Source organism: Agrobacterium sp. DSM 25558 (assembly GCF_900100825.1).
GTDB lineage: Bacteria > Pseudomonadota > Alphaproteobacteria > Rhizobiales > Rhizobiaceae > Agrobacterium.
In genome coordinates, this window is sequence record NZ_FMUD01000008.1 from 132,369 (window position 1) to 149,259 (window position 16,891).

At 55.9% G+C, this 16,891-nt stretch carries 14 protein-coding genes and 1 pseudogene; 12 read left to right on the plus strand and 3 right to left on the minus strand.

The genetic code is table 11. The features are described 5' to 3' along the window. The first annotated feature begins 68 nt into the window (after positions 1-68). Together dps and DSM25558_RS28965 are read left to right on the plus strand one after the other, a co-directional pair. Positions 69-557, plus strand: coding sequence for a DNA starvation/stationary phase protection protein Dps (gene dps / locus DSM25558_RS09520; protein WP_077104109.1), 489 nt, complete (start codon positions 69-71; stop codon positions 555-557). Positions 558-614: 57 nt separating this feature from the next. After that, positions 615-794, plus strand: coding sequence for a hypothetical protein (locus DSM25558_RS28965; protein ID WP_200800739.1), 180 nt, complete (start codon positions 615-617; stop codon positions 792-794). A gap of 250 nt (positions 795-1,044) precedes the next feature. On the opposite strand, the gene DSM25558_RS09530 is transcribed toward DSM25558_RS28965, so the two are convergent. Next, entirely contained in the window at positions 1,045-1,410 is a 366-nt protein-coding gene (locus tag DSM25558_RS09530; RefSeq protein ID WP_077104113.1) for a response regulator, read from the minus strand. A gap of 3 nt (positions 1,411-1,413) precedes the next feature. Then, the gene (locus DSM25558_RS09535; protein WP_077104115.1) at positions 1,414-2,877 is read right to left on the minus strand and encodes a sensor histidine kinase; all 1,464 of its coding nucleotides are present in this window, start codon (positions 2,875-2,877) and stop codon (positions 1,414-1,416) included. A gap of 159 nt (positions 2,878-3,036) precedes the next feature. Here DSM25558_RS09535 and DSM25558_RS09540 point away from each other — a divergent pair, with 159 nt between their 5' ends. From DSM25558_RS09540 to ligD, 3 genes are read left to right on the plus strand one after another with little or no spacing between them, the layout of a single operon-like run. Then, a complete protein-coding gene (locus tag DSM25558_RS09540; protein WP_077104117.1) occupies positions 3,037-3,303 on the plus strand; it encodes a hypothetical protein in 267 nt (88 codons plus the stop codon). Continuing rightward, a complete protein-coding gene (locus DSM25558_RS09545) occupies positions 3,300-4,133 on the plus strand; it encodes a non-homologous end joining protein Ku (protein WP_077104119.1) in 834 nt (277 codons plus the stop codon). The genes DSM25558_RS09540 and DSM25558_RS09545 overlap by 4 nt, the downstream gene beginning before the upstream one ends. A 2-nt stretch (positions 4,134-4,135) precedes the next feature. Beyond that, positions 4,136-6,616: a DNA ligase D gene (ligD, locus tag DSM25558_RS09550; protein ID WP_077104121.1), complete on the plus strand. Its 2,481-nt coding sequence runs from the start codon at positions 4,136-4,138 to the stop codon at positions 6,614-6,616. A gap of 1 nt (position 6,617) precedes the next feature. On the opposite strand, the gene DSM25558_RS09555 is transcribed toward ligD, so the two are convergent. Next, positions 6,618-7,409, minus strand: coding sequence for a non-homologous end joining protein Ku (locus DSM25558_RS09555; RefSeq protein WP_077104208.1), 792 nt, complete (start codon positions 7,407-7,409; stop codon positions 6,618-6,620). 225 nt (positions 7,410-7,634) lie between these two features. On the opposite strand from DSM25558_RS09555, the gene DSM25558_RS09560 reads away from it, so the two are divergent. The 7 genes and pseudogenes from DSM25558_RS09560 to DSM25558_RS09590 all read left to right on the plus strand — a co-directional run. Further along, the gene (locus tag DSM25558_RS09560) at positions 7,635-8,711 is read left to right on the plus strand and encodes a catalase family protein (RefSeq protein WP_077104123.1); all 1,077 of its coding nucleotides are present in this window, start codon (positions 7,635-7,637) and stop codon (positions 8,709-8,711) included. A 47-nt stretch (positions 8,712-8,758) separates the two neighbouring features. Then, a complete protein-coding gene (locus DSM25558_RS09565) occupies positions 8,759-11,056 on the plus strand; it encodes an FdhF/YdeP family oxidoreductase (RefSeq protein ID WP_077104126.1) in 2,298 nt (765 codons plus the stop codon). 85 nt (positions 11,057-11,141) lie between these two features. After that, on the plus strand, positions 11,142-11,492 hold the full coding sequence (locus DSM25558_RS09570; protein ID WP_077104128.1) for a PepSY domain-containing protein: 351 nt from the start codon (positions 11,142-11,144) through the stop codon (positions 11,490-11,492). A 40-nt stretch (positions 11,493-11,532) separates the two neighbouring features. After that, positions 11,533-12,132, plus strand: a complete 600-nt coding sequence (locus tag DSM25558_RS09575; protein WP_077104130.1) for a hypothetical protein — start codon at positions 11,533-11,535, stop codon at positions 12,130-12,132. 128 nt (positions 12,133-12,260) lie between these two features. Then, complete coding sequence (gene catE / locus DSM25558_RS09580; protein ID WP_371479743.1) at positions 12,261-14,381, plus strand: catalase; 2,121 nt, start codon at positions 12,261-12,263, stop codon at positions 14,379-14,381. Positions 14,382-14,446: 65 nt separating this feature from the next. Then, on the plus strand, positions 14,447-15,607 hold the full coding sequence (locus tag DSM25558_RS09585; RefSeq protein ID WP_077104134.1) for a glycosyltransferase: 1,161 nt from the start codon (positions 14,447-14,449) through the stop codon (positions 15,605-15,607). Positions 15,608-15,680: 73 nt separating this feature from the next. Beyond that, a pseudogene (locus DSM25558_RS09590) lies at positions 15,681-16,829 on the plus strand (glycosyltransferase family 1 protein); the annotation flags it as partial. Between the last annotated feature and the right edge of the window lie 62 nt (positions 16,830-16,891).

Consider the following 16,891-nt stretch of genomic DNA (forward strand, 5'->3'; position numbering starts at 1 on the left):
CCGCTCCCACCCGTTGATTTCCCGGACGTTTAAAAAACCAAAATATAATCGCGTTTCAGGAGAACAACATGAGAACCCACAAGACCCGAAACGATCTACCATCCAATACCAAGGCGACGGTCATAGGGCTCTTGAACGAGGCTCTGGCGTCTGTCATCGATCTGTCGCTGGTAACGAAACAGGCCCATTGGAACCTGAAAGGACCGCAGTTCATCGCGATCCACGAACTGCTGGACACATTCCGCACCCTGCTCGATAAGCATAGCGACACCATTGCGGAACGCGCCGTGCAGCTAGGCGGGACTGCCCTTGGCAGCGTGCAGTCGGTCACATCGACATCCAAGCTGAAGGCCTATCCAACGGATATCTTCAAAACCCAGGATCACCTCGATGAGTTGATCGAACGCTATGGTGATGTTGCCAATCTCATTCGCAAATCTATCGATGAAGCGGATGATGCAGGCGATCCGAACACCGCCGACATCTTTACCGCGGCGTCGAGAGACTTGGATAAATCACTCTGGTTTCTCGAAGCCCATGTTCAGGAAAAAAGCTGACCCAACACAAAAGCGCCCGGGCAACCGGGCGCTTGAACTCTTCCATGTTGTGGATCAGTGGCGGCGCATAACCGCTTTACCGATATCACGCAGCATGTCGTGATCGAGAATGCCTCGCTGGGCGCTTCTAATCAGAACTGCCGCGCATTCATTGGCCACCGGACTGCTCCGATCTTCAAGGCACTCAAAACAAACGCCATCGAATATCGTCTGAAGGTCAGTGACCTGCTGGGGTGACAACTGTGTACCCACACGTTGAAAAGCCACGTAAGACAAGACCCATCCTCCCGAAAGATGCGAGTTATCAGCACTCATTCCTTGAACGATTATTTATTACACCTGATCGAATCGTGTGTCGAATCAGATTTTAACGAATTTTCAATGATTATTTTGCCTAGACCAAAATCTAGTTGCAGCCGTTACTTTCATGTCACAACGCCAGGATGCGGCATGAAGATCAGCGTCCGTTTCAGGCATCGTCAGATGGTCAAGGGAAGGCTAAGCCGACGTCTATCAGTGCCTTTTCGATGAGGTCCGAAGAGATCGGCTTCGTCAGAAAAATCGCGCCCGGCGGCAAGACCCCTTCGGCGGGATCGTATCTCCCGGAAATGACGACGACTTTGATATCCGGCCAGCGCCGGTGCGCTACATTGGCCAACCCCAGACCGTTGATCGATCCGGGCATATCTATATCCGTCAAGATGGCATCGATCCGGTCTTCGGTTTCCAGCATTTCGACCGCCTGATCGGCTGTCGCCGCCTCTTCCGCCAGGAACCCGAGATCTGACACCATATCAACCAGATCAAGGCGAATGAGCCCGTCATCCTCAACGATGAGAAGTCGCGATGGCATCAATCAATGCTCCTGCTGAAAACTGGCCAGATCTGCGGAAATAACGCAGCGCAGACCGCAGGCTTCGTACAAAATATCGACACGCCCATTGGCGGCACCGGCAAGACCTGCCTTGATAAGCCGGGAGCCAGAACCGACTCGTTCCGGTGCGGCGACCTCCGGGCCACCGGTTTCCGTCCAAACGAGTTCGAACCTGTCTTTGGCGTCTCCGGTGATGTGCCAGCGAATATCCACTTTGCCATCCGGCACCGAAAGAGCTCCGTATTTAACCGCATTCGTGGCCAGTTCATGCAGGATCAGCGAAAGAGACAGAGACGGGCGTGAGCCGACGCGCAAATTGGCTCCCGAAACGGTAAACCGCGACGCCATGGGATCGTCATGAACTTCGAGCATCTGGTTGACCAGTTTATGGACATTGGACGTTCCCAAACCACCCTGGATCACCGTGTCATGTGCCGCACTCAAAACGCCAATGCGACCCGAGAGTATTTTCCGGGCTGAATCCAGGCTCTCCGCCGAACGGAGCGTTTGAGATGCGATCGCCTGTACCATGGCGAGCTGGTTCTTGAGGCGGTGGCCAAGCTCGTGCGATATCAATTCCCGGTGCTTCTGCTCGGCCAGGCGTTCCGTGACATCCTGCGCCTGGACCAATATGCCCATAATCTCACCAGAGGGCGCACGCATCGCCTGATACACAAGGTCTATAAACCGCTTCTGCTTCTCACCATCAGGTCCGCGATTAAGCTCGACTGGAACAGCACGAGCCGCGAAAGGCTCTCCCGTTTTATAAACGGTATCGAGAAGATCGATAAAACCCTGGTCGACGACCTCGGACACAGCTTCAGCAACGGATTTTCCAATGATGTCCCGGCCAATGCCGATCATCGAATAATATTCTTCATTCGCAAATTCAAAGATGTGGTCGGGACCACCCAGCGTGGCGATGCCCGCTGGTGACATTTCGAATATTTGCAGAAGCTTCTCTTGAAGGCTTTTCTGCTCGCGACGAACGATGATCTCGCCGGTGATTTCGGAACAGGCGCAAAACATTCCCAGCACGACGCCCGATTGATCTCGAACAGGCGTATAGGAAAACGAGAAATGCGTTTCCTCCGCATAACCCTTGCGATACATGATGAACTCTATGTCGTCCATCGACGTGCCTTGCCCGGCATAGGCGGCAGAAATTATGGGGTCGACGGCATCCCAGATATCGTACCAGAGATCACGAAACGGATGACCGAATGCTGCGGGATGGCGATTGCCGCACATGGCCGCATAACCATCATTATACAGCGTGATTTGCGACGGACCCCACACAATCAACATGGGTTGCAGAGAGCCAAGCATGACGTTGACGAGGGTTTGGAGTTCGACCGGCCACGCATCAGGGGTGCCTAAAGGGCTGTCATCCCAAGCAAAATTCCGGAACAAATTTCCGCATTCGCCGCCGCCTACAAAATTCAAAGCTATCCCCGTACATCCTAATGCCCCAGCGCAACAACTCGGCTGATCGCATTTGGTTCCGCACGATATCCAGGCCATGGAACGACGGCCCCTTGGAGACGTTAGAATAGCCATTGGAATGACAACAGCAGTCTAGCGATATTGCGCAGGAGCGGTTTCATGTCACGCGTACCGAAGAAGCAGGATCATAAAACCTATGACGTCAGGGACCGGTTGATACTGGCCCTCCACGCGCAGTTGAGAGCGGAACGCGAGACGCGTGAGGCGATGGAATGGGTGATGCGCAATGGTGGGCTTTCACCAGAAGTTCTGGAAGCCATGGCGTCTGATCCCATTCCGGTCGTTACCGCCGAGGAGGTGCAAATGGTTGACAGGTCACTCAAGCATTTACGGCTTGAAACCGGGCGCGGGGGTGCACACTCATGACGCGCCGGGCAAGCTGGAAAGGCCACATCAAATTTGGTGATTTCGCCTGCGAGGTCGGGCTGTATTCGGCCATCACCTCGTCGGAAAAAATCTCGTTCAATATCGTCAATCGAAAGACCGGCAACCGCGTCGAGCGGCAATATGTCGATAGCGATACCGGAGAGCAGGTCGACAAATCCGATCAGGTCAGGGGTTTCGAACTCGACAATGGCGACCACGTCATCGTTGAAGGTGACGAAATCGCAGCCCTCATGCCAGACAGCAACAAGATCATCGACATCGAAAACTTCATTGCCTACGACGACATAGACAAGCTCTATTTCGACCGGCCCTATTTCCTCGCCGCGACCGACGGAGATGGGGAGGATGCACTCAGCCTGTTGGCACAAGCCATGGAGCGGCAAAATGTGGTCGCCATTGCGGAAGCCGTGCTGTTTCGCCGAAACAGAAACCTTATCATCCGCCCACACGGGAAGGCGTTGATCGCGACGACCCTGAGTTTCGATTATGAAGTTCGCTCGCAGACCACCACCTTCAAATCCATTCCAGATATGAAGTTCGATGATGAAATGCTGGAACTTGCCAGCCACATCATCAAGAAACGCGCCGGAAAATTCGACCCCGCAGCCTATGCCGATCGCTACAACGACGCCTTGGCGGAGCTGGTCAAAGCCAAGATCGAGGGCCGCCCGATCAAGAAACCTGTCGAGGAAAAGCGCGACAATGTCGTCGACCTGAAGGAGGCTCTGCGCCGCAGTGCCGCCGGAGACAAGGGTGCCACTGAAAAAACCGCCAAGAAGCCGGCCACCAAAACGAAAAAAGCGAGCTGACCATGGGCCTGCAAAGATACAATGCGAAGCGCCGCTTCGACCAGACGCCAGAACCACGTGGCACCAAGAGCGAGGACCAGGGGTCGTCCTTCGTCATCCAAAAACACGATGCCCGCAGGCTTCACTACGATTTTCGGCTGGAAATGGATGGTGTTTTCAAGAGCTGGGCGGTGACGCGTGGCCCCAGCCTTGACCCGGAAGACAAACGTCTCGCCGTCCACGTGGAAGACCACCCCTTGAGCTATGGCGATTTCGAGGGCGTCATCCCCAAGGGTCAATATGGCGGCGGCACGGTGATCCTGTGGGACAAGGGCACATGGCACCCGGTTGGAGACGCCAAAAAAGGCTACAAGAAGGGCCACCTGGAATTCGATCTAGACGGCGAGAAGCTGCGCGGTCGTTGGCATCTGGTTCGTATGCACGGTAAACCCGGCGAGACCCGCGAAAACTGGTTGCTAATCAAGGTCGAGGACGAAGAGGCCCGCACCAAAGGTGACAAGGATATTCTGGTCGAAGAGCCCAACTCCATTAAATCCGGGCGCGCGATAAAGGATGTTGCTACAAATCCTGATGATACGTGGAATTCCAAGCCGGTCAGCAAAAAGGCCAAAGCCGTTGCGGGAGCCAAGCAGACGCATGATTTTCCAAAAGGCGCACGCAAGGCATCGCTACCGGATTTCATCCCGCCTGCCCTTGCAACCCTCAAACCCATGCCGCCTGCAGGCGACCGCTGGCTGCACGAAATCAAGTTCGATGGCTACAGGGTTCAGGTTCGGATCGATGGTGGCAAGGTGTCACTTCTGACCCGCAGCGGGTTGGACTGGACCGAAAAGTTTGGCCCCGAGGTCGTCAAGGCGTTCACCAAGCTTCCCGTTCAAAATGCGATACTCGATGGAGAGATCGTTGTGGAACGCGACAATGGCGCATCGGATTTCTCCGCCTTGCAAGAGGACTTGAGCGCCGGTCGAACCGACCGCTTCCGCTATTACGCCTTCGATCTGTTGCATCTGGATGGCCAAAGCCTTCAAAACGCGGAGCTGATCGAGCGCAAGCATCTCCTCGAAAAGCTGCTGCCATCCGGCGATGCTGTCTTGAGATATAGCGAGCATTTTGAGGAAAACGGTGACATGATTTTGGAGCACGCCTGCCGCCTCAGCCTTGAGGGTGTGATCTCCAAACAGAAAAGCAGCAAATATCTGTCGGGACGCAAGGGGCAATGGGTAAAGTCCAAATGCTCCAGCCGTCAGGAATTCGTAATCGGCGGCTTCACGCTGTCATCCACCTCGGATCAGGCCATCGGTTCGCTGGCCCTCGGTGTCTACGACAAAGACGGCTTTCACCACGTCGGACGCGTCGGCACCGGTTTTACGTCGGATGTCGCGGAAAAGCTGTTTCAGACGCTGAAACCCCTGACGGAAAAAACGAGCCCCTTTGCCGATAAGCTGACGGCGCTGGCCAAGCGCGATCTGATTTTCGTGAAGCCCGACATCGTTGCGGAAGTGGAGTTCCGCACATGGTCTGCTGATGGCAACCTGCGCCACGCATCGTTTCGGGGCATTCGAGAGGACAAGGATGCGAAAGACATCCATCGCGAGGATGCGCAAAGCTCGGCAAAGCCTGTTCCCAAAACCAGCGTGACCTTCAGCCACCCGGAAAGGCTGTATTGGCCGAAGGACGGCGTGACGAAAGAAGGCCTTGCTGATTATTACGCGCAGGTCTGGCATCTGATGGCACCCTACATCGTGGACAGGCCGCTGGCCCTTGTTCGCTGCCCGGATGGCATAGAAGGCCCGCATTTTTTCCAGAAACACCCGTGGCGTGGTACCAACAAAGCCATCGGCCAGATTGCCGATCCCAAGGATAAACAGGGGGAACCGCTGATCCGCATCACCGACTTCGACGGGTTGATGGCCCTTGTTCAGTCGGCGGCGCTGGAAATTCACCCCTGGGGCGCAACCACGCGCAGCTGGGAAAAGCCCGACATGATCACCATGGATCTAGATCCGGGTGAGGATGTGACCTGGGGCGAGGTCATCGGTGCAGCGCTTGAGCTGAAGCGGCGTTTTGAGGACGTCGGGCTGGCGGCCTTCGTCAAGACATCGGGTGGCAAAGGGCTGCATGTCGTCAGTCCTCTCAAGCCACAGGCAGGGTGGACGGCGGTCAAGGCCTTTGCCAAGGCCATGGCTGTCAGCATGGCGAAGGATGATGGGGATAAATTCATTGCCGTTTCGACCAAGTCCAAGCGGCACGGTCGTATCTTCATCGATTATCTTCGCAACGGGCGCGGCAACACCGCCGTTGCCCCCTACTCCTCACGGGCACGGCCCGGAGCGGCTGTTTCCATGCCGCTGGAATGGTCTGAGTTGTCAGACGAGATAAGCCCGGATTACTTCACCGTCGGTAACATTGCGCCGCGTCTGGCCGCGATGAAACATGACCCATGGAGCGGCTTTTTCGATGCCGCGAAACCGCTGCCCAAATAGCTCAGCCTCGCTTTTCGGAGGCGAGGCTCTTCTTGAGCGCATCCATGATGTTGATGACATTGCCGCCGCTCTTTTTGGCAGGCGCGGATTTTGATTTCGAGGCTGTTTTCCCCTTTTCCTTGGATTTGAGAAGCGCCTTGATTTTCTTTTGAACCTTGTCCTGAGTGACAGATGATTTCCAGGCAATCGTGTTTTTCTCGATCCGTTTTTCCATCAGCGACAACAGCTCGGAATCGAGTTTTTGTTTGGGCTCAAGCGTATCGATACTGTCGCGAACCTCATCGGCGTAATGCAGCGTCCATAAAATGATGCCATTGCCCGCGGGCTCCAGCAGAACGGCATGTTCCCTGCGATAGATCACCAGCCGCGCGATGCCCGAGACGTTGTCGGCCTTCATCGCGTCCCTGATGACACCGAAGGCTTCGGCACCGATCTTGTCTTCTGGTTTTAAAAAATGCGGGCGATCGTACCAGATCCAGTCGATGGAGCCTGCGGGAACGAAAGTCTGGATATCGATGGTCTTGGTGCTTTCCAACCCGACGGCGTCGATCTCGTCGTCTTCCAGCAAAACGAAACCGCCATCTTCCTTGGGAAATCCTTTGACCTGATTTTTATCGGCAACGCGGCGATGCGTTGTGCTGTCGGCGTAATGGCTTTCGACCCGGTTGCCCGTCTTGCGGTTCAGAATATGAAATCTGACCTTCGCGCTCTCCGTGGTAGCCGGCGTCAGGGAAACGGCCGCTGTGACGAGGGAGAGCCGTAAGTGCCCTTTCCAGAAAACGTGACGTGGCATGACCGTGAACTCCCTCATTGACGCGTGTCCGATAAACGACGCAGCGCCAACATTGTTTCCCGTCCCAAAGAAAACATCGCCTGACACAGTTGCGTGAGCGTCGGTGCCCGCAAACGAGGCTGTTGGAACAATAAGGAAGTTGCCGTTGTTAGAATTGAGAAACGCGCCCGATCGAGGCCGTCGCATCCCAAATTTTTTCCTTTTCCCGCAACGGAGACTTCCATCATGACGACACCACTGCCTGTCCGCTACAGCACCGATTTGGAAGAGATCAAGCCTGACGAGAAGCAGGTCATCGCCGATCTCAACGAAACCTTTGACGTCATCTTGAAGCGCACTGCCGAGGACTACGGTCATGCCGTTCGCTCCGTCCACGCAAAGTCGCATGGCATTCTTGAGGGAACGATGACCGTTGAGAACGGACTGACGCCGGAACTGGCGCAGGGGCTTTTCGCCTCCCCGGGCAGTTACAAGGTCTATCTGCGCCTCTCCACCAACGCCGGTGATATTCTGCCCGATGCCATTTCTCTGCCGCGCGGTCTGGCGATGAAAGTCGTTGGCGTCGAAGGTGCTCGCATCGAGGGCGCAGAAGGCGAGACGCAGGATTTCGTCATGGTCAACGGCCCCGTTTTCCAGGCACCTGACGCCAAGAAATTTCACGGCAATCTGAAACTGCTCGCAAAAACGACGGACCGCATGGAAGGAACCAAAAAGGTTCTCTCCAGCGTGTTGCAGGGCGTCAACAGCGCGCTGGAAGCTGTCGGCATCACCAGTTCTGCGGTGCAATCTCTGGGCGGCGCACCCAATATCGACCCCCTGGGCGAAACCTATTTCAGCGTCACCCCATTTCTGTACGGCGACTATGTCGCGAAGTTTCGCCTGAAGCCGGTTGCCCACGGTCTTGTGGAATTGACGGGCCGGGAAATCGACACCAGCATAGGTGACAACGCAATCCGAGACACGGTGCAGGCAGAAATGCGCGATACCGCTGGCGAATGGCTGTTTCAGGTCCAGCTCTGTCGTGATCTGGAAAAGCAACCGATTGAGGACCCCACCGTCGAATGGGATGAGCAGGACGCGCCCTTCATCACCGTCGCGAAGGTCAGCGTCGCGCCGCAAGACAGCTGGAGCGACGACAATGTGCGTAAGGTCGATGAAGAGATGCGGTTCAGTGTCTGGACCGGCCTCGCCGCACACCGGCCTTTGGGCAATATCAACCGCGCCAGAAAAGACACCTACCAGCACTCCTCGCAGTTTCGTGCAGGTTTCAACCGCTGTCCCATCCATGAGCCGCAGGAATGACGGGCTCAAAAACGCGCACTCTTTCTCCAGAATGATGGATCGATAAAATGGCAGACCAAATCCCCAATCCCGAATCCGAAGGCCCTTCCGGTGGTTGGGGATCGGTCAAATCGATCGCCCGCATCTACGGCGAGAACTGGCCCACCCCTGCCGCGCTTGATACGTTGGCGCATCTCAACAAACCGGGCGGGGTCATGTGCGTGTCCTGCGCCTGGCCAAAGCCCGCCAACTACCACCCGTTCGAGTTCTGCGAAAACGGTGCGAAGGCCACGCTATCGGATTTGACCAGTGCACGATGCACGCCGGATTTCTGGAATGACCACACGGTTGCGGAGCTTCGCAGCTGGAAAGACCATGATCTGGAAAAGACCGGCCGCCTCACCCATCCCATGCGCTATGACCACCAGACAGACCGCTATGTCGAAGTGGATTGGGAGGAAGCCTTTTCCGATATCGGTCAACGGCTCAAGGCGCTACCTCGGGAAAGCGCGGTGTTCTATTCGTCAGGCCACGCCGGGCTTGAAGCATCTTATCTCTATGCACTTATGGCTCGGGCCTATGGCAACAACAATCTGCCCCAAAGTTCCAACATGTGCCACGAAACGACGTCCGTCGGTCTCAATAAGGTCATCGGTTCTCCCGTGGGAACCATCGTCTGGGAAGATCTCGAAAAAGCGGATGCCTTCTTTTTCTTCGGCCAGAACCCCGGCTCCAACAGCCCACGGTTCCTCCATCCACTCCAGGAGGCCAAGAAGCGTGGCGCGCATATCGTCACCTTCAACCCTGTCTTGGAACAGGGACTGGTGTCCTTCGTAAACCCGCAAAGCCCGGTCGATATGCTGACCGGGCGTGAAACGATGATTTCCGACGAATATTTGCAGGTCAAGGCCGGAGGCGATATCGCCGCGATACTCGGCCTGTGCAAGGTGGTCATCGAGGCGGATGATGCAGCAATAGCCAAGGGCGGCAAGCGCGTCATCGATGTCGACTTCATTGCTGAACACACGGTGGGCTTTGACGCCTTCATTCAATGCGTGCGCGATACGGGCTGGGTAGATATTGAGCGGGAAAGCGGTCTCACCGAAGCCGCCATTCGTAGCGCTGGCGACATCTACGTTCGGTCAGAGCGCGTGATCGGCGTTTACGGCATGGGGCTGACGCAACATTCGCAGGGTGCGCTCAACGTCGCGATGCTGGTCAATTTGCTGCTTCTGAGGGGCAATATCGGTCGTGAAGGGGCTGGCTGCTGTCCGGTGCGCGGTCACTCCAACGTGCAGGGTCAACGCACCGTTGGCATCGCCGAAAAGACCAAGCTGATCCCCATGGACAAGCTAAAACAATTGTTCGACTTCGATCCACCGATGGAAGACGGCACGACAATTGTCGATGCCGTGAAAGGCTTGATGGCGGGCGAGATCAAAGCCTTCATCTGTCTCGGCGGCAATCTGGTGCGCGCCGTGCCGGACCAGAAGGACATGGAGCAGGCATGGAGCCGTCAGGAATTGACGGTCATGATCTCCACCAAGCTGAACCGCAGCCATCTCTTTCCGGGTGCCAACACCTATATCCTACCCTGCCTGTCTCGGTTGGAGATAGACAGCCAGGCGACAGGACCACAGGCCGTGACGACGGAAGACAGCTTCTCTCATATCTCCGGCTCTTTGGGCAAAAGAACGCCCGCATCCGCTCACCTCAAAAGCGAGCTGGCAATCGTGACGGGTATCGCAAAGGCTGCGCTCTCTCCCAATCCAAAATTGAAGTGGGATGAGTGGACCGGTAATTACGGCCTTGTTCGCGACCTGATCGAATTCACCTATCCCAAGGATTTTAAGGACTACAACACCAGGATGTTCCAGCCCGGCGGCTTCTATCGGGGCAACAACGCCCATAAGCGCATCTGGAATACGGATGAGAAAAAGGCTGTGTTTACCGCGCCGCATCGGCTGAATGCTCTGTCCTTTGAAGACGCAGACGGTCGTTTCCGCCTGGTCACGATGCGCTCGAACGACCAGTTCAACACGACGATCTATGGATATTCCGACCGCTTCCGAGGAATAGAAGGCACCAGAGACGTGGTGTTGATGTGCGCGCAGGATATGGCCGCAGCAGGTCTGCATGAAGGCCAGAACATCACGCTTGTCAGTGATTTCAATGATGGCAAAAGACGCGAGCTCGGTGGCCTTTCCGTGCGCACCCATAACCTGCCCCAAGGCACGATCGGCGCATATTACCCGGAAGCCAACACGTTGATTTCCATAGATCATCATGACGAACTGTCCAAGACGCCTGCCTCCAAGGCCATCCCTGTCAGGATCGAGACAGGCCAGCCATCAAAGTCCATTTAATTTCACTAATATGGAACGAATGATCTGACGGACGGTTATTGAGCCACGGAGCTGTGAAGAACGGTCCGCATGAGAGGAAATCACCATGAAGAAGATCATTCTTGCAGCAGCGCTGTTGAGCGCTACTGCCCTGACCGCTGCTGCCCAGACCACCGCACCTGCAACGACTTCCCCAGCCACATCTGCCCCAGCGACAAGCACTGACGGCAAGACACCAGCAGTCGCCACACCTGACACCAAAAACCCGACTGCACCTGTCGAAGGCGCAAACAGCTTCACCGAAGAGCAGGCCAAGACCCGCATCGAAGAAGCCGGCTATTCCGATGTCAAGGACCTCAAGAAGGACGACAAGGGCATCTGGATGGCTGCAGGCATGAAGGACGGCAAGGCTGTCATGATCGCTTTGGATTACCAGGGCAACGTCGTCGCCAAGTAACGTCGCACCAGTGACGTCAACGAAATTCGAGGAATTTGATATGAAAACCATTACTGGACTTTTTGACGACCATTCAGATGCACGCTCGGCAGTGACTGCCTTGGAATCTGCTGGCGTACCATCCGATGACATCAGCATCGTTTCCAACAACACCAACAACCACCACGATGATTCCAAAGCTGCTGAAGGTGCTGGCACCGGCGCTGGCATTGGTGCAGTCGTCGGTGGCGCTGGCGGCCTTTTGACTGGCCTCGGCATCATGGCTATTCCAGGCGTTGGCCCGGTTGTTGCCGCCGGTTGGCTTGCAGCCACTGCCGCAGGTGCCGTTGCTGGTGCCGTCGCAGGTGGTGCAGCGGGCGGTATCGTCGGTGCGATGACAGATAACGGCGTGTCCGAAGAAGACGCCCATGTCTACGCAGAGGGCGTTCGCCGCGGCGGTACTATCGTCACTGCAAAGGTCGATGATGGCCTCGTGCCTGAAGCCGAAGCGATTCTCAAGCGCTCGAACTGGGTCGATCCGGCTGAACGCCGCGTCGCTTACAACGAGCAGGGCTGGGAAAAGTTTGACGATACGCTTGATCCCTACAACGCCGAACAGATCGAAAAAGAGCGTACTCGCTATGGCCGCCCCGGCCTCTAAGCCAGACTGAATGCTCAGAAGGCCGCCTCTTTCGGGCGGCCTTTTTATGTCTGGGTTGCGCTGACGCAGTTCAGGTCCAAACTATGAGGAACTTTATCATGGCCAAGAAACCAGCTGCTCCAAAGTTGATGCAAGACACCGATGTCGTCACCATTCACGACCAGAAAATGCAACGCGGACAGGGCGGCGAACTTCACCAGTTCGCGGAAGGCGATACGCCCGTCATGACGACCGCCCAGGGCGGCCCTGTTGCCGACGATCAGAACTCGCTACGGATCGGCGCACGCGGTCCGCTCGTGGTGGATGACTTTCATTTCCGCGAAAAGATGTTCCACTTCGACCACGAGCGTATTCCAGAACGCGTCGTCCATGCACGCGGTTATGGCGCACATGGCTACTTCGAAAACTACGACTCGCTTGCGCAGTACACCAAGGCCGATCTGTTTCAGCGCAAGGGTGAAAAGACGCCACTGTTCGTGCGCTTCTCCACTGTTGCTGGCAACAAGGGCTCGGCTGACCTTGCGCGCGATGTGCGCGGCTTTGCCGTCAAGGTTTATACCAAGGAAGGCAATTGGGATCTGGTTGGCAACAACATTCCGGTCTTCTTCATTCAAGATGCCATCAAGTTTCCCGACCTCATCCATGCTGCCAAGCAGGAACCGGATCGTGCTTTCCCGCAGGCTCAGACAGCCCATGACAATTTCTGGGACTTCATCAGCTTGACGCCTGAAAGCATGAACATGATCATGTGGACCATGTCGGACAGAACAATCCCGCGCTCGCTGCGCTTCATGGAAGGTTTCGGCGTTCACACCTTCCGCTTCGTCAACGACAAAGACGAATCCACCTTCGTGAAATTCCACTGGAAGCCAAAACTGGGCCTTCAGTCCGTCGCTTGGAACGAAGCCGTCAAGATCAACGGTGCCGATCCGGATTTCCACCGTCGCGATCTGTGGAACGCTATCAAGTCAGGTGATTTTCCTGAATGGGAATTGCAAGTCCAGCTTTTCGATCAGGAATTTGCCGATAGCTTCGACTTCGATGTTCTCGATCCGACCAAGATCATCCCAGAGGAAATCCTGCCGCCGAAGGCCATCGGGCGTATGGTGCTGGACCGCATGCCGGACAATTTCTTTGCCGAAACGGAGCAGGTCGCGTTCATGACGCAGAACGTGCCGCCGGGCATCGATTTCAGCAATGACCCGCTGCTTCAGGGCCGTAACTTCTCCTATCTCGACACACAGCTGAAGCGCCTTGGTGGTCCGAACTTCACGCATTTGCCGATCAATGCGCCGAAGTGTCCCTTCGCGCATTTCCAGCAGGATGGTCATATGGCCATGCGCAACCCGGTCGGCCGGGTCAATTACCAGCCGAACTCGCACGGCGAAGGCCCACGAGAATCACCCACTAAGGGTTTTCGTCACTTCCCGGCGGAAGAACAGGGCACCAAGGCACGCCTTCGCCCCGAAAGCTTCGCCGACCACTACAGCCAGGCGCGGCAATTCTATATCAGCCAGACCGGTGCCGAGCAGCGCCACATCGCAGCGGCGCTGACTTTCGAACTCAGCAAGGTCGAAATACCCGCCATCCGCGAGCGCATGGTTTCGCATTTGCTGAATATCGATGAAACGCTGGCCGCAACGGTTGCGCAAAAGCTTGGCCTCGAGTCGATGCCGAAACCTGCCGATGCCGCCATCCCGACGCGTCAGGATCTGGAACCATCGCCTGCGCTGAGCATCGTGGAAAACGGCCCCAAACGTTTCGAGGGCCGCAAGCTCGGTATTCTGATCACCGATGGCGTCGACGTCGGCATGTTGAAGGCGTTGACAGATGCGATTACCGCCGAAAAAGCCGTGTTCGAGCTGATTGCCCCAAAGGTTGGCGGCGTGAAAGCCTCCGATGGTAGCATGATTAAGGCTCACCACATGATCGATGGTGGCCCTTCTGTGCTGTTCGATGCGGTTGCTCTGCTGACCTCGCCCGAAGGTGTCGAAGACCTTGTCGATGAGGCGACTGCGCGGGACTTCGTGGCGGATGCCTTCCAGCACTGCAAGTTCATCGGTTACGTCGAATCGGCAATGCCGCTGCTGCAAAAGGCGGGCATCGCAGACGCGATCGATGAAGGCGTCGTTGCCCTGCCACAGGATGAAGACCCGACGGATTTTGTATCCAAACTCGCTGATTTGCGTGTTTGGGGTCGTGAGCCCTCAGTAAAACTCGGCAAGGCGTCTGCGCCGCCTAAAAAATAGAATACCAAAAGTGCGGCACTCCGGTGTCGCGCTTTTGACTTTGGATTGCTGGCTGGAACGTTGCGATGACACAGAACCCAACGCTCAGACGCCTCGTCGTCATCAGCGATTATCAAGACGGCGGTCCCTTCCCCGACGACGTTCCAAGCGTCGAACACTTCGAACACCAATGGCAAAGCGGAGAGCGTGGAAAACCCGCAGGCACCTCTGAGGTGATCGCGGATTTCAACGTTGAGGGCGGTTATATCGAGCGCTTACCGCTGGCCTGCGTGAAAGCCGGTCTGGTGGATGTCGTAGAGGTCTGGACCCATTGGCGTGGCGGAGATGCGCCAGAACCGAATTTGCAGGGAGCACCCCTCATCGTCAGGCGTGCTTTTCAGATGAATGGGCCACAAGCGCCGTTCAGTTCCAATGATATGCTCGCACATATCCGCACGTTCGGCCCCCCTGAAATTCTCTGTGTCTGGGGACTTGGTGTGTCTGAAGATATTTTGGATGCGTGCGAGACAAGCTACAAAATATATAATTCCATCGATGCCCCTGCTCTGCGTGTCCCACCGGAAGTCAGCAGGCATTTCGACCTGATCCTAACGGGTGCGGAATGGCAGTCTAGGGAAGTGATCGACCGTCATCCGCATATAAAAACTGCAATCCTGCCCATCGGACCAGAATTCGCATCTGACTGCATGTTCTACCCGACCGATGGCGAAAAACCCTATGACATCATCTATGTTGCCGCCGCACAGGGCTACAAACGCCACGATATTCTGTTTGAGGCTCTAGCCAAACTCCCCCGGTCGATCCACACATTATGTGTTTTCGGCTACGGCGAAATGAGCGACGATTTGCAACGTTATGCGAGTGAACTTGGAATCGATGTGGACTTCGTAGGCCCGCCCGGTGTTCCGTTTGCCGAAGTTAACCGGCTGATGAACCTCGCCAAAATCGGCGTTGTTTGTGGCGCCAATGACGGCGCACCGGCAATCATCACCGAATACATGCTGGCCGGTCTGCCGGTGCTGGCTAACAGCGCTCTCAGTTGCGGTCTTCAATACATCACGCCGCAGACCGGTCAGGTCGCATCTGCCGAACACTTCCATGAAGGCATCAGCATGATACTGGAAAATATATCGGCCTTCTCACCCCGGCAGGCGGTTATCGACAACTGGGCATGGCCGCATTCGGTCCGCAAATTGCAGGAACTCATGGCAATTTCAGAGTATTAGAAAGTTTTCAACAGCTCAGGAACAAACCCTATTTCATCCGGTTTGAGTACGCCCCTCAAACGCGGATGCGTCAATGAATCTCTCCAGTTCGATATCCTCACCACTACAAGCAATGACCGAGCGCAAAACGCCGCTCATCTGTTTTTCGCATTTGCGATGGGATTTCGTCCTTCAACGTCCACAACATCTGATGGGACGCTTTGCCAAAGACAGAGCCATCTTCTTTTTCGAGGAATTCATTCCGACAGATCACCATTTGGCTTATCTCGAAATCCACCCTTTCGAGGGAACGACGGTAAAATCAGTGCGCCCACGCATTCCCCATTGGTGGAACGAAGCGGATCGGGAACGCGCCCTCTCCAGATTGCTGGACGACCTTTTGGCCATGCACGGAGCGGCACCCCCGATCCTGTGGTTCTACACACCTGCTATGTTCGGCTTTGCACGCCATGTCGAGGCCTCCGCTGTGGTTTACGACTGCATGGATGAGCTGGCGAATTTCAAATTTGCGCCCCAAAGCATGAAGGAAATGGAGGCAGAGCTCATCGCGCGCGCCGACGTCGTCTTTACGGGCGGTTACAGCCTTTACGAGGCGAAATGCGATCAGCACGACAATATTCATCCCTTTCCATCGGGTGTGGATGTCGCGCATTTTCATGCCGCCCGCAAGGATCGGCAGGAGCCAGCCGATCAGATGTCGATCCCCGGTCCCAAAGTCGGATATTACGGCGTCATCGATGAGCGTCTGGATTTGGCGCTGATCGAAGCGGTCGCAAAAGCCAGGCCACAGCTGTCTTTCGTCATCATCGGCCCCGTTGCGAAGATCGCGCCGGAAGACCTGCCAAGAGCCGTGAACATTCATTACCTCGGTCAGAAACACTACAGCGAACTGCCCGCCTATCTGGCGGGATGGGACGCCGCGCTGATGCCGTTTGCGCTCAACAGCTCGACGCAATTCATCAGCCCGACCAAGACCCCGGAATATCTGGCCGCTGGCCGGCCTGTCGTCAGCACCGCGATTACTGACGTCATTCGCCACTACGGCGATGTCGAAGGCGTGTTCGTTGCCGCTGACGCAGAAGGGTTCTCAACGGCCTGCGATAAAGCGCTTGCTCTGAAAAAATCAGGGCGCGATTGGCTGGTGCCTGTCGATGCCATGCTCGAGGGATCATCCTGGGACAAGACATTTCTCAGCATGAAAGCCCTGGTAGATGACGCGGTGCTCAGCAACACCTATCCCACCATGACAGCCGCTCAGCCTGTGACCCGCAAGACAAGCCAATC

Excerpts from the sequence above, each read along its gene's own strand:
- DSM25558_RS09560 (WP_077104123.1), top strand. The coding sequence starts at position 7,635 with ATGACGACACCACTGCCTGTCCGCTACAGCACCGATTTGGAAGAGATC.
- dps (WP_077104109.1), top strand. The coding sequence starts at position 69 with ATGAGAACCCACAAGACCCGAAACGATCTACCATCCAATACCAAGGCG.
- catE (WP_371479743.1), top strand. The coding sequence starts at position 12,261 with ATGCAAGACACCGATGTCGTCACCATTCACGACCAGAAAATGCAACGC.
- DSM25558_RS09575 (WP_077104130.1), top strand. The coding sequence starts at position 11,533 with ATGAAAACCATTACTGGACTTTTTGACGACCATTCAGATGCACGCTCG.
- DSM25558_RS09565 (WP_077104126.1), top strand. The coding sequence starts at position 8,759 with ATGGCAGACCAAATCCCCAATCCCGAATCCGAAGGCCCTTCCGGTGGT.
- DSM25558_RS09530 (WP_077104113.1), bottom strand. The coding sequence starts at position 1,410 with ATGCCATCGCGACTTCTCATCGTTGAGGATGACGGGCTCATTCGCCTT.
- DSM25558_RS09545 (WP_077104119.1), top strand. The coding sequence starts at position 3,300 with ATGACGCGCCGGGCAAGCTGGAAAGGCCACATCAAATTTGGTGATTTC.
- DSM25558_RS09555 (WP_077104208.1), bottom strand. The coding sequence starts at position 7,409 with ATGCCACGTCACGTTTTCTGGAAAGGGCACTTACGGCTCTCCCTCGTC.
- DSM25558_RS09570 (WP_077104128.1), top strand. The coding sequence starts at position 11,142 with ATGAAGAAGATCATTCTTGCAGCAGCGCTGTTGAGCGCTACTGCCCTG.
- ligD (WP_077104121.1), top strand. The coding sequence starts at position 4,136 with ATGGGCCTGCAAAGATACAATGCGAAGCGCCGCTTCGACCAGACGCCA.
- DSM25558_RS09585 (WP_077104134.1), top strand. The coding sequence starts at position 14,447 with ATGACACAGAACCCAACGCTCAGACGCCTCGTCGTCATCAGCGATTAT.
- DSM25558_RS09540 (WP_077104117.1), top strand. The coding sequence starts at position 3,037 with ATGTCACGCGTACCGAAGAAGCAGGATCATAAAACCTATGACGTCAGG.